The organism is Bacteroides sp. D55t1_190419_B8 (genome assembly GCF_015558905.1).
Lineage (GTDB): Bacteria > Bacteroidota > Bacteroidia > Bacteroidales > Bacteroidaceae > Bacteroides > Bacteroides vicugnae.
The window spans coordinates 12,894-26,147 of record NZ_JADMOU010000020.1 but is presented as its reverse complement, the minus strand read 5'-3'; the positions used below and the strand labels follow the sequence as shown (position 1 = coordinate 26,147).

Genomic DNA, 13,254 nt, shown 5'->3' with positions numbered 1-13,254 from the left:
ATATTATTTATTAGTCAACTTCTTTGGGAAGCGTCTCATTAATTTCTTCAATATCAAGTTCTCCTTTACGGCTCTCGTTTGCTACGGTTATCGTCAGACGATAAAATTGTCCCGCTGCGAACTTTGTAGATGCGTGTTTGATATTACCATCAGTGCCACTGACAGTAAGATATGTTCCCGCATTTCCTATGAGGTTTAATTTATTATGTTGGTTGAATGCTAAAGGAGCATCTGCGCTTCCGTCCGATTGTGTGTTGTCGTAAAAGAATTTAAAATTCAAAGAGCCTGTTCCTAATTGTTTTCCACCTTCAAATATGAACTCATATTTGTTTGTTTCTATTGGAGATAGACAGAACATTTTGGCAGGAGACCAGTTGATATTATTGCTCGTTAGATTCGGTTTTCCAATAGCATTATTACCGCTGGTCCAGATTGTACCGGTTCCGTTTTCCAGTAAAGAAGCCATTGCATCACCATTCATCGCTTCTACTTTGATGAATTTAAGCTTTTTATCCACAGTAAATTTATATTTTCCGGTGATTGCTCTAAATACAAGTTCTTTCTTTTCGGTGTTTTTTTTGAAATTGAACCAGGAAGGGTCTATCCAATATTGCGCCCATTCTTTTTTCATTCCACTGATGACAATCCGTTCGTTTTGATTTATCTCTCTCTCGACATAGAATTCGTTATCGTTCTTTTTGATAAATTCTTGTCCGTTTAATGCAAATTTTATAGCCGGACTAGCTTCAAATGTTTTTGTGTTGAAGCAGGCACGTGGAGTGGTCTGATCTATCATATATTCAATATTTTGAGTAGAACCTTGTGTCACAATACCATCTTCAGCACCGAATGTAATTTTATTTCCATTTGTCTTGTAGGCTGGAATCTCGATATAGCCTTCCAAATCAGAGGGCATATCAGGACTGCTTGCTACATATTCGAATGCTACATTCGGATTTTCTGTCATTTCATAGGTCACACCTTTGGATGATTTCAGATACAACTTTTCAAAATGTGGTCTTTGAATCTGAATTTCTCTTTCTTTGCGGTCTTTTGCAAAACGCTCGTTTTGGGCATAAACCACTACTTTTGCAGTACCGTCCGGCACGTTTGCCAAAAAAGGAACAAAGAGCTTTGCGGAATAAGTATTATTTTCTCCCACACTCAGGAAACGTTCCGATACAATATTCTCATCAAATAAAAGCTGTACTTTAGCTTGATTAAGAGGAACACCCTGGCTGGCTACCTGAAAGCTGAAAGCGATACTATCGCCCATGTATGCGCTTTCTTGTCCCGTGAATGAAAGGATAGAGCAACTACCCTTGTCATCGAACTCGTCGTTCGCATCGTCACATGATGTAATGCTGAAAAGTCCTGCCGACATCATGCTACATAGCAAGATTAATTTTCTCATATTATTAGAATTAAATTAGTGAATATATTAATGAATTTATTATTTCCACTGGAAGGAAGTGATAGACTTTGCTGGTATTTTATAGCTGATGTTATTTCCTTCAGCGTTGATATGAATGTCTTGATCGGTACTTCCATTATTTGAAATAACTACTGCGTAGCTGCCATCAGTATTTTGGAAGGTTGCATAGGTCAGATTCTCTCCTGGTTGGCCGCTGTTTCCGATGCGGACGGCACCAGGCTTGACAACCGATGACATATGTGCGATAATATAGTAATGAGAATTGCGGGTAATTGTCGTGTAATCGCTGTTGCTGATGTCTACCGCTCCATAACAAGTCCGGCAACCGCCTGGACGGTTGGGAGCACGGTCACTGTCGAGCATCAGATTCCATACGATTACCCCTTTGCACCAGTTATTAACTGTGCCTAAAGCTACATTATTCATATCTCGAATGAGGGATTTAGTAAGATCTTGTCCATTATTCCACGTACCGATGGATGTTTCGGTGAAGAGCAAATCTTTATCCGGTGCTTGCGCATGTACAATGTTCAGTTCTTCTCGTGTACCGCCATAATCATGGTAAGCAGCTCCAGCCAAGTACTTGGAAGCCTCCTCGTCTTTGTAGATGTTTATCGGATAACCTTTTTGGTCAGCCATATTATCATAGTTATAATTATGATCGAATGCGTAGATTTTGACGTCAGAGAAGCCTTTGGAATGTAGTGTCGGTCCTAAAGCTGTTTTTATAAAATTGCTGGCTTCTTTCCATCCCATGTAGAGGGAGGCCGAGTTTTTTCTGTTTAAAGGCTCGTTTTGGGGTGTTATGGCATAAATATTGATTCCATTATCTTTGAATGCCTGCAGCCATTTGGCAAAATAAATGGCATAGTCTTGATAATAAGCAGGGTTTAACTGACCGGAAGTCCATGAATCATAAGGTTTTTTTTCTGTTAGATTATTCACTTTCATCCATTTAGGACAGGTCCAGGGGGAGCCAATGATCTTAAGTGTCGGGTTTATTGCCAGAATCTCTTTTAATATAGGTATAATATATTTGTTTTCTTCCATGGTCAGGTTGAAGTTCTCGATACCTTTGGTATCACAGCAAGTATATTCGCTTAGTGAGAAATCGGAACAGCCGATAGAGATGCGAATGTAACTTAAGCCAAAGCCATCGGTGGGAGAAAAGGTCTCTTTTAAGAATTGAGAACGTTTCTGGGGAGGCATTAGTGACAAATTGAAGCAGGTGGAGCCTGTTACTGCCGCTCCGAAACCATCCATGTTTTGATATTTGATTTCAGGTTGTAAAGTGATAGTTGTCGGTGACATACTGGAACCGCTTTTTAATGTGGTAGTCTTTTTAACCAGATCGAATGCACGGTTTGCAGTAGTAATATATACTGTCACATCAGTATTCTCCTTGTTCTTTTTTTCTTGATTGTCTGTCGGACTGGATTTTTCGTTGGGACTACAAGATGCATAGAGCGATAATTGTATTCCTAACAAAAGGAAAAGAAATAGGATTTTTTTGCTTTTCATAACTTTAGTTTTTTAAGATTTTGATGGGACAAAAGTATCGTTTGTGAATGTATATGCCAAAAAAAAGACTACATCACAATTACTACAGAAAGTATTGGAAACTACATCTTTACTTTCTCTTATGTTTTTTAATATACTTATAATTAGTGTTTTATACTATAATATACACTCTCCATTAATGCTCTTTTTTAATGAAGAAGATGTAGTACTGTTATGTGTCAAAACTTTATAGGTTTTCCGATAATTTGTGAAGAAACAAAGAAATATTTATTAAGGTTTCTATTGGATATTTGGCGAAACATTTATCTTTGTAAAAAAATCATTCTATGAAGTTACGCATATATCTAATCTTGTTATTTATCTCTTTTTATGGGGATATTTCTGCAACATGGCAACGTTCGGTGACGAACTATTATCGAAATACATATAATTCCGGTAATCAAAATTGGATGATTTCACAACAGGAGAATGGCTGGATGTATTTCGCAAATAATAAAGGTTTGCTTGAGTTTGATGGCGGAAATTGGAATACTTATTCTATACATAACGCTAAGACCAGAGCCGTAAAGGTCGGAGCGGACGGGAGAATTTATATCGGTGGAATGGGACAATTCGGTTATTTTACCCCCAATCGGCTTGGTGGACTAGAGTACACTTGTCTTTCGGATAGTATCGGCGGGAATACTAATATTGGCATTATCTGGAATATACATATTGTAGACAATCGGATTTATTTCCAATCGGAATGGAATATCTATTGTTTTGACAAGGGGCGGATCAGAGTATTGAATGCTTCTTCGGAAATTTGGTGTTCTGCAGTGATTCATGGAAAGTTTTATGTAGCATTGGAGGAAGGGCTGGCTGTCTTGAAAGGAATGGAAATCGTACCTTTATCTAATATCGGACATACTGTGGCTTTGAATCATTCAGCCAAAATCGTTGCATTGCTTCCATGGGAGAATAAAGTATTGATAGTGACAAGCAAAAATGGCTTATTTGTATATGATGGGAATTCAATACTACCTTATTCTTCTGCTGCCGATTCGTTTATTCATTCTAATCTGCTGTTCTGTGCAGAGGCTAAAGACGGACTGCTTGCTTTAGGTTCTGTACAAGGAGGAGTTTTACTGTTGGACTCGAAAACCGGTCAGTTAGAGCGGATTTCTATAGATAATGGATTACAGAATAAGACGGTTTTGGGATTGTATTTTGATCGTAGTAATAATCTTTGGCTGGGGTTGGATAATGGCATTGATTGCGTACATTTGGAATCTCCGATTTTTTCACTTTATGGCGGAAAGGCGGTTATTGGTTCAGGATACGCTTCTTGTTGTTATAACGGTCAACTCTATTTGGGGACGAATCAGGGATTATATCGCACTTCTTTGGGACAGATCAATACACCGGTGGATATGCAATTTATGCCGGGAACAGACGGGCAGGTATGGTCTATTAAGACATATAATAATCAATTGTTCTGTTGTGCTGATAATGGAATTTTTATTATAGATGGTTTGAAACATTATTCTCCCGGTTCGCTCAAAGGAGTGTGGTCGGTAGTAATGTTTCCCTATAATGAGCATTTGTTGATAGCCGGAACTTATAGTGGAATGTTCTTGTTGGGAAAATCAGCAACCGGAAGATGGGAGGTGAAGCATAAGATTAAAGGATTTTCCCATTCATGCAAAACTTTTTTTGTAGAAGAGGCTAATACACTTTGGGTGGCGAACAAAGGCAAAGGTATTTTTAGAATCACTCTTACGGAAGGATTAGACAGCATTATGAGTCTTAAAAATTATAATAATGAGTCTTTGTCAAACAATAATAATTCATTTATAACACGTATCAACCGGAAAATTGTGGTAGCGGCTCACGAAGGACTATATTATTACGATCAGATAAATGATCAGTTGGTGCTGGATACATTATTGGAACAGTCGCTGGACGGGCATACTGCCTATACTTATTTGAAAGAAAGTGAGAAAGGAGATATTTGGTATGTTGTGAATGGAAAGCTAAAATTGCTTCGAAGTGACGGACATAAGGGATTTTATAAACTGAATAATGAGGCTTATTTTTGCGGGGCATTGATAGAAGATTTTGAAGATATTTATTTTTATGATAAAGAACGTGCCATTATAGGTACGGAAGATGGTTTTTCTTTGTTAAAGTATAACGAAAATATTTCAGAACAACGGTTGGGGTTACAAATCAGGAGAGTATATTGTACAGGGAAAAAAGATTCTTTGGTATACGGGCGTAGTTATACGTATGATCAGGAGCCGTTAGTACTTCCATACTCGAAAAATTCGATAAGGATCGAATATAGTGTGACAGATTATGACGAGTCATCTGCAGCTTTGTATTCCTGCCGTTTGTCAGGGGGGAGGGTCAATGATAACGAATGGAGCGAATACAGTGAAAATAATACGAAGGAGTATACTGACCTGCCTGAAGGAAGTTATGTTTTTAATGTGAAGATAATAACTGATAAGGCACAGGAGCCTATTGAAACATCCTTTTCTTTTGAAATATTACCGCCTTGGTATCGTATGTGGTGGGCATACTGTATTTATGGGGTGTTGGTTATTCTATTCTTGTATTATATTTATTATCGTATAGTACAAAGCAGGAAGAATCTGATTCGTCAGAAAGAATTGGAATTGATTTCACAAAAACAAGAATTCAGGAAAGAAAGTGAGTTGAAAGACCGCAAGATTGTTTCTTTAGAAGAAGAAAATCTGCAATCAGAGTTGCGGCATAAGTCGGAAGAGTTAATTAAAACGACATTAAACATTGTACATAAGAATGAGATTTTGCAGGATATACGAAAGGTTGCAGTGGGTATTTCCCGTTCTGTCAATGATGAGAACCTAGTTAATATTCGTCGGAAAACATTAATACTGATAGAACGTATCGATAAGGACCTTGATAATGAGGAACACTGGCAGACTTTTCAGAATACATTTGATTCGGTGCATCATAATTTCTTCCATCTGCTTGATGAACGTTATCCTGATTTGAGTTACAAGGATAAGATGCTGTGTGCTTATTTACGAATGAATCTTATGTCAAAGGAAATAGCTCCGTTATTGAATATAACATTGCGAGGGGTAGAAATCAGTCGTTATCGTCTACGAAAAAAACTAGGATTGGGCGAAGGAGATAACTTGGCTGAGTTTCTGCAACATTTGACATAATGGAAATAGAAACTATAAATTTATGTATTCGTAATATTTGTTGCACAAAATAACTTAAAAAAGCACTTAAAAAAAACGATAGCTGATAACATATTGTTTAATTGATGTTTATGGGAAAACAAATGCTGTGAAAAAAAGGAGGGGGAATTATGTATTTATCCAGGTTCTGAGACTAAAATATTGTTGTATTCCCTTTATCTTTGCATTAATTTAAAACAAAGCAAAATTTGAAGAAAATGAAAACAATGCTATTAGCGGTAGGCACTCTGTGCCTCATGGCAGGTTGCTCGTCGAAAGTAAGCAGTTCTAAAGGAATTGTAAGTGATGCAACCATGAATACGGTAACGATTGTCACCGATAAGAATGATACCCTTTCATTCAGTACGATGGATGCGAATAAAGAAGAAGTCAACGGTTTACTTCTGAATGATACGCTGGAAGTCTTTTATACAGGAAAATATACACCGGGGATGCCGGCTACCAAATTAGTTCAGTATCCGCAATCTCCGCTTGTGGGAGGTGACCGGGATGAACATGGCTGTATCGGCTCTGCCGGATACGTATGGTGTGAAGTGCAAAAAGACTGTATCCGCTTATTTGAGAAAGGGATTCGTACAGAAGCGGTGGATGGCAGCGGCATTTCAGCTTTCATTGTCTTTGGTCCCGATTCTACACAGCTGGAACTTTTCTTCTCCAATAATCAGCCCAATGAAATATTGGAAAGGCGTGGACTGCTTTCAGGAGGTTATGCATGGAACGTGGAAGACGATGATACGAAAAATGTACGCTTGATAGATGGCTTGTGGACAATCAGCCAAAGAGATAAATTAATTTATACCCAGAAAGCCGGAAGCTGATTTAAAAAGCTCCGGTATTCTGTAGATTTGTTTATAGCGTCATATTCCTGGCCGTCAATGTGGCATAGACATTTTCTGCATATTGTCTTCCTATGGGGATTACAATCCGGCATCCGGTCAGGTTTATTTCCCGTTTAGAGAACCGTTCCACCTTATTAACCGGAATGATATAGGAGCGGTGCGTACGTAGAAAAGCCTTTTCGGGTAACATCTCCTGAATACTTTTCAGACTTGTGCGCGATAATATATAGTTGCCGTTTATACGGAATATTTTCGTATAATTCTCCATTGCTTCGATATAAAGAATATCGGAGATAGGGATGGATATGTTATTATATTCTTGTTTGATTATGATGTTTTCCGGTACTTTATGCTGGCGTGCTTCAATAAAGACAATCGCTTTCTCAACAGCTTTTTCAAATCGTTCATAAGCAAAGGGTTTATGCAGGAAATCCACGGCATCGAGGTCGAAGCCATCCAGTGCATACTGTGCATGGGCTGTCGTAAAAATAAGGCAACTTTCGGGAGGAAGCGCATGGGCAATATCCAGTCCGTTGGTACTGTTCATTTCAATATCCAGAAAGACCAGATCAGGTTTGCGCCGAGCTATTTCTCGCAGTCCGGTCAGCGGTTCGCTGAAAGTAGTAAGTTCCAGTCCTCCTTTTCGTTCGCAAAACTGGCTGATGATGAGCAATGCAATCGGTTCGTCGTCAATAGCGATACAAGTAAGCTTTTTCATCGTAGTTGAATGTTAAGATAGGTTTTGAAACATCCGTTTTCTTCTTTTGTAATCAATGCAAAGCGGCTGGGATAAAGAAGCTCCAGTCGTTTACGGCAATTGTCTATTCCGATGGCATGAGGATTTTTGTGGTTCTTCTTCATAATCATATTCTCGGTTTCAAAGTTTAGCAGGCCCTCCTTTACAATGATACGAATAAGAATTGTACAGTCCGTGTCGGACGAAACGCCGTATTTGAAACTGTTCTCGACAAAAGTAATGAGAATCATCGGAGGAATCTGTATCTGTTCGTCATCCATCTCGGTTTCAAATACCACTTTCGTATGCTTGTTTAAACGCAAAGATTGCAGGTCAACGTATTGGCGTATATATTCTACTTCATTGCTTATGGAAATCAGATCTGAAGTAGTCTGGGCATACATATATTTCAGAATATTGGAAAATTTGATAAAGGCGGATTCTGTTTTGTCCGACTTCGTAAGTACCAGCCCGTAGAGAGCATTTAATGTATTAAAAAGGAAGTGCGGATTGATTTGTGCCTTGTAGAGAGCCAGCTCCGCCTTGTTCTTTTCTGCTTCAATCTCCTGTTTGGAAAGAATTTGCCGGAAAAGTTCAAAGATCAGTTCTATGGAAAGGCTGAACCCCGTCACTACCAGAAAAAAGAACCACACAGTCTGCGCCCGCATGTGTTGCCGGGTTTTATGCATTATCGGATCTATATTGTCGGGTTCCGGTGGATATGGAAAGTGGGTTAGCAACCATGTGATGAAGATAAGCGATAGCATGAGCAGTAAGATATGTCCGAACTTCCGTTGCATGAAAAGCATCGGTAGTTTCACTTTACGGTAGATGAAGTACAGACCGTAAAGATAGGCAATCAGGGTCAGCATAAAGACCGTGTGGTGTACAATCCATTTGTCTACCGGCACTAGCATGATGATGGGCGGCATGATTACCAGACAGAAAAGCAAGTCGATGTAAACAGGTATATTAGTACGTTTCATATTCTTCTCATTGCTCGTTTAACTCCCGGAAGTATATTTTCTCACTTCTTTGCAAAGATAAAAGATTGTTCTGAAACCCCAAGCATTCCCTTTTGTCGTTCGTCATCATATTCTTGCCGTTCGTCACTACATTCTTATTTTATTGTTTGATAATTCTTAGATTTGGTCAGTCGCGTTTTTTATGGAATAATGGGTTATAAATCATTAACAATCATTTAAATATAGCTACAATGAAACAACTAATCATTTTTGCCTTGGTTTGTTTGCCTCTGTTATGTGCTTGTGGAGGTTCGCAACAGAAAAAGGCAGAGGCCACGTACAAAACACTTACCGTAACACAAAGTGACCAGATTTTAAAATCCGATTATACAGCTACGTTACGAGGGCGGCAGTATGTTGAAATTCGTCCGCAGGTGAGTGGCATTATTACCGGAATATGTATCAATGAAGGGGATCCTGTCCATAAAGGGCAGACACTTTTCATTATCGACCAGGTTCCTTATAAAGCAGCGTTGGAAACAGCAGTTGCCAATGTAAAAAGCGCGGAAGCCAAGCTTGCCACTGCTAAATTGACAGCAGATAGTAAAGCTGAACTTTACAAAGAACAGATTGTGTCCGAATTCGATCTGCAAACAGCCCGTAATGAACAAGCGGCGGCAGAAGCGGCATTGGCACAGGCTAAGGCACAGGAAGTGAATGCGCGCAATGACCTTTCTTATACCGAAGTGAAAAGTCCGGTGAACGGAGTCGCCAGCATGATTCCTTATCGGGTAGGGGCGTTGGTGAGCAGCAGTATCACCGAGCCGTTAGTCACTGTTTCGGACGACAGCGAAGTATACGCCTATTTCTCCATGACGGAGAATCAGATACTCGACTTTGTACAACAATATGGCTCACTTAAAAAAGCGATAGAAAACATGGACGAAGTGGAGCTGACTATGAGCAATGGAAAAACCTATTCCCATACCGGAAAGGTAGACGCTATCAGCGGTACGGTGGATGAAGGAACCGGTGCTGTTGGACTGCGGGCTGTTTTTGCCAACCCCGACCAGTTCCTGCGTAACGGTGGAAGTGGTAAAGTAGTAGTTCCTACTATAAAGAAAGGATGTATCATTATTCCGCAAGCGGCTACTTACGAATTGCAGAATCGTATATTTGTATATAAAGTGGTCGACGGTAAAGCGAAATCAACCCCGGTAGAAGTGTTCCGGTTGAATAACGGTACTGAATATATCGTTGAAACAGGACTTGAGCCGGGTGATGTTATTATAGCCGAAGGTGCCGGACTGGTGCGTGAGGGAACAGTAATCAAGAGTGATCCGACTAAAGAATAAGATGCCGTTATGAAAATCAGAACATTTATAGACCGGCCTATTCTCGCAGGAGTAATTTCGGTCGTTTTTCTTATCATCGGATTGATAGGACTTTCGCAGCTTCCTGTTGAACAGTTTCCTGAAATTGCACCTCCTACCGTCAGTGTTTCCGCTACCTATACCGGTGCTAATGCGGAAACAGTACAGAAGAGTGTAGTCGTGCCATTGGAAGAAGCGCTCAACGGGGTAGAGAACATGATGTACATGACCTCTTCCTCTACCAATAACGGTTCAGCGAGAATCACCATTTACTTCCGTCAAGGGACCGACCCCGATATGGCGACAGTTAATGTGCAGAACCGTATTGCTACGGCACAAGGATTATTACCGGCAGAAGTCACCCGCAGCGGTATCACCGTCCGTAAGCGCCAGACAAGTAATATCAAAGCATTGGCATTGTATAGCCCCGACAACACGTTCGATGAAAGCTTTCTGAATAACTATCTGAAAATCAATATCGAACCCCGTCTTTCACGTATTGCCGGTGTGGGTGAGGTGAATGTGATGGGAGCGGACTATTCGTTGCGTATCTGGCTCGATCCTGCCAAGATGGCTAAATATGGATTGGTTCCGTCCGACATCACGACGGTACTTGACGAACAGAATCTGGAAGCCCCTACGGGAACGCTTGGCGCCGAATCGAAGAATACTTTTCAGTATGTATTGAAATATCGCGGACGTTATGAAGAAGAAAAGGATTATGGCAATCTGGTAATCCGTTCGCAGGCAGGAGGCGAGGTGCTACGGCTGAAAGATGTGGCACGTATCGAATTGGGTGCCAACTCTTATACATACATCGGTGAAGTGAACGGGCATCCCGGTTCCAACTGTATGATTGCGCAGACTTCCGGTTCGAACGCCAATGAGATTATTAAGGAAATAGATAAGGTGACAGCAGAGATTGCTCAAGGATTGCCTAAAGGAATGGAGCTGGTAGACCTGATGAGTTCGAAAGATTTTTTGGATGCATCCATTAAGAATGTGATCAAAACCTTGATTGAAGCCATTCTGTTAGTGGTACTTGTGGTTTACGTTTTCCTGCAAAATTTGCGGTCTACGTTTATTCCGGCCATTTCTATCATCGTTTCCCTTGTGGGTACTTTTGCTTTTCTCTATGCCGCAGGTTTCAGTCTGAATATGTTGACGTTGTTTGCACTGGTGTTGGTTATCGGAACGGTGGTGGATGATGCTATTGTTGTGGTGGAGGCGGTGCAGGCAAAGTTCGATGAAGGATATAAATCGGCTTACCGGGCCACCATTGATGCCATGGGGGGCATTACCTCGGCACTGGTAACTACCACCTTTGTCTTCATGGCGGTATTTATTCCCGTATGTTTTATGGGAGGAACTACCGGAACGTTCTACACCCAGTTCGGACTGACCATGGCTGTTGCCGTAGCAATATCTCTAATTAACGCATTAACTTTAAGTCCCGCTCTCTGCGCACTGATAATGACACCGCACATGGAGGCTGCGAAAGGGGAGAAGTTGAGTTTCTCATCCCGTTTCCACATGGCATTTGATAGTGCTTTTCATCGGTTGGTACTGAAATACAAGAGTGGCGTATTTTTCATGTTGAAACGTAAATGGCTGGCAGGAGCATTGTTGTTAGTCGCTTGTGCGGGATTGTTCCTTCTGATGAAAACCACCAAGACCGGGTTGGTTCCTCAAGAGGATATGGGAACTATCTTTGTAGATGTGCGTACTTCACCCGGAAACAGTCTGGAAGAAACCAAAAGTGTAATGGACGAAATAGATAAGCGTATTCATGACATACCGCAAGTCAGAATGTTTTCTAAAGTGACGGGTAACGGTATGATAAGCGGTCAGGGAGCATCGAACGGTATGTTTATCGTCCGTCTGAAACCGTGGGATGAACGTACGGAAAAGGAAGACGGTATCAATGCTGTTATTAACGAGATTTACCGGCGTACGGATGACATTTCTTCTGCGCAAATTATGGCCTTTGCACAACCGATGATTCCCGGGTATGGGGTAAGTAGTGGTTTTGAAATTTATATCCAGGACCAGAAAGGCGGTTCGGTAGAAGATTTGCTGAAATACACCCGTCAGATGATTGACGCGTTGAATGCCCGGCCTGAAATCGGACGTGCTTCGACTTCGTTCGATACAAAATATCCTCAATTCCTGGTAGAAGTGGATGCCGCCCTTTGTAAGCGGAATGGAGTGTCACCTTCGGATGTATTGAGTACTTTGTCCGGCTATATCGGTGGTAACTATGCATCCAATATGAACCGTTTCTCCAAACTTTACCGTGTAATGGTGCAGGCTTCACCGGAATTCCGTCTGGATACCGAAGCATTGAATAATATGTTTGTCCGCAATTCCAACGGAGAGATGTCTCCTGTCAGTCAGTATCTCACTTTGACACGAGTCTACGGTGCAGAGTCGCTGACGCGTTTCAATCTGTTCTCTGCCATCTCCGTCAATGGTGCTCCGGCAGATGGTTACAGTTCCGGACAAGCTATTCAGGTGGTACGTGAAGTTGCGGAACAAGTGTTGCCGGCAGGTTATGGCTTTGAGTTCGGAGGTATGTCACGTGAAGAATCCTCCACAGGGAATACCACCACACTGGTATTTATCATCTGTGTAGTCTTTATCTATCTTATTCTTTGTGCGCTCTACGAAAGTTTGTTCATTCCGATTGCGGTGATTCTTTCTGTACCATTCGGACTTGCCGGAAGTTTCCTTTTTGCCAAGATGTTCGGGCTGGAGAATAATATCTATTTACAGACAGGTTTGATTATGCTGATCGGCTTGTTGTCGAAGACAGCTATTCTGCTTACGGAATATGCTTCCGAACGCCGCCGTCAGGGAATGACAATCACACAAGCGGCTGTTTCGGCTGCACAAGTCCGTCTGCGTCCAATTCTGATGACTTCTCTTACGATGATATTCGGTATGCTACCGATGATGTTTGCATCGGGAGTAGGAGCAAACGGTAATATTTCCATCGGTGTAGGAACCGTAGGTGGAATGTTGATCGGTACGGTTGCTCTGTTGTTTATCGTACCTGTATTGTTTATCGTATTCCAGTATCTTCAGGAAAAACTGATGCCGGCACGTAAACCGGAAGAGTTGGAGAATCTTTAATTGTTGAAGTG

Annotated in this window: 8 protein-coding genes; 4 read left to right on the top strand and 4 right to left on the bottom strand. The window is 41.0% G+C overall.

Annotated features, from left to right (window positions below; translation table 11 throughout):
* Positions 1–10 precede the first annotated feature (10 nt).
* Positions 11–1,414, bottom strand: coding sequence for a DUF5125 domain-containing protein (locus I2I13_RS16280; RefSeq protein WP_143259977.1), 1,404 nt, complete (start codon positions 1,412–1,414; stop codon positions 11–13).
* Between the two features lie 39 nt (positions 1,415–1,453).
* Entirely contained in the window at positions 1,454–2,956 is a 1,503-nt protein-coding gene (locus tag I2I13_RS16275) for a glycoside hydrolase family 30 beta sandwich domain-containing protein (RefSeq protein WP_195649984.1), read from the bottom strand.
* Between the two features lie 326 nt (positions 2,957–3,282).
* Here I2I13_RS16275 and I2I13_RS16270 point away from each other — a divergent pair, with 326 nt between their 5' ends.
* Positions 3,283–6,156, top strand: coding sequence for a transcriptional regulator (locus I2I13_RS16270; protein WP_195649983.1), 2,874 nt, complete (start codon positions 3,283–3,285; stop codon positions 6,154–6,156).
* A 236-nt stretch (positions 6,157–6,392) separates the two neighbouring features.
* Positions 6,393–7,013, top strand: a complete 621-nt coding sequence (locus tag I2I13_RS16265) for a hypothetical protein (protein ID WP_195649982.1) — start codon at positions 6,393–6,395, stop codon at positions 7,011–7,013.
* Positions 7,014–7,044: 31 nt separating this feature from the next.
* On the opposite strand, the gene I2I13_RS16260 is transcribed toward I2I13_RS16265, so the two are convergent.
* Positions 7,045–7,752, bottom strand: a complete 708-nt coding sequence (locus tag I2I13_RS16260; RefSeq protein WP_148365769.1) for a LytTR family DNA-binding domain-containing protein — start codon at positions 7,750–7,752, stop codon at positions 7,045–7,047.
* A complete protein-coding gene (locus I2I13_RS16255) occupies positions 7,749–8,756 on the bottom strand; it encodes a sensor histidine kinase (protein ID WP_148365767.1) in 1,008 nt (335 codons plus the stop codon). Before I2I13_RS16255 ends, I2I13_RS16260 begins: the two co-directional genes overlap by 4 nt.
* 230 nt (positions 8,757–8,986) lie before the next feature.
* Between I2I13_RS16255 and I2I13_RS16250 the strand changes: the two genes are divergently transcribed.
* Both I2I13_RS16250 and I2I13_RS16245 read left to right on the top strand, forming a co-directional pair.
* Positions 8,987–10,090 carry an efflux RND transporter periplasmic adaptor subunit gene (locus I2I13_RS16250; RefSeq protein WP_148365765.1) on the top strand — a complete coding sequence of 368 codons (1,104 nt, stop codon included), beginning with the start codon at positions 8,987–8,989 and terminating at the stop codon, positions 10,088–10,090.
* Positions 10,091–10,099: 9 nt separating this feature from the next.
* Complete coding sequence (locus I2I13_RS16245) at positions 10,100–13,243, top strand: efflux RND transporter permease subunit (RefSeq protein WP_148365763.1); 3,144 nt, start codon at positions 10,100–10,102, stop codon at positions 13,241–13,243.
* Positions 13,244–13,254: the final 11 nt, after the last annotated feature.

Bases quoted from the DNA above. Each gene is read 5' to 3' on its own strand.
- I2I13_RS16245 (WP_148365763.1), top strand. From the start codon at position 10,100: ATGAAAATCAGAACATTTATAGACCGGCCTATTCTCGCAGGAGTAATT.
- I2I13_RS16270 (WP_195649983.1), top strand. From the start codon at position 3,283: ATGAAGTTACGCATATATCTAATCTTGTTATTTATCTCTTTTTATGGG.
- I2I13_RS16260 (WP_148365769.1), bottom strand. From the start codon at position 7,752: ATGAAAAAGCTTACTTGTATCGCTATTGACGACGAACCGATTGCATTG.
- I2I13_RS16255 (WP_148365767.1), bottom strand. From the start codon at position 8,756: ATGAAACGTACTAATATACCTGTTTACATCGACTTGCTTTTCTGTCTG.
- I2I13_RS16280 (WP_143259977.1), bottom strand. From the start codon at position 1,414: ATGAGAAAATTAATCTTGCTATGTAGCATGATGTCGGCAGGACTTTTC.
- I2I13_RS16265 (WP_195649982.1), top strand. From the start codon at position 6,393: ATGAAAACAATGCTATTAGCGGTAGGCACTCTGTGCCTCATGGCAGGT.
- I2I13_RS16275 (WP_195649984.1), bottom strand. From the start codon at position 2,956: ATGAAAAGCAAAAAAATCCTATTTCTTTTCCTTTTGTTAGGAATACAA.
- I2I13_RS16250 (WP_148365765.1), top strand. From the start codon at position 8,987: ATGAAACAACTAATCATTTTTGCCTTGGTTTGTTTGCCTCTGTTATGT.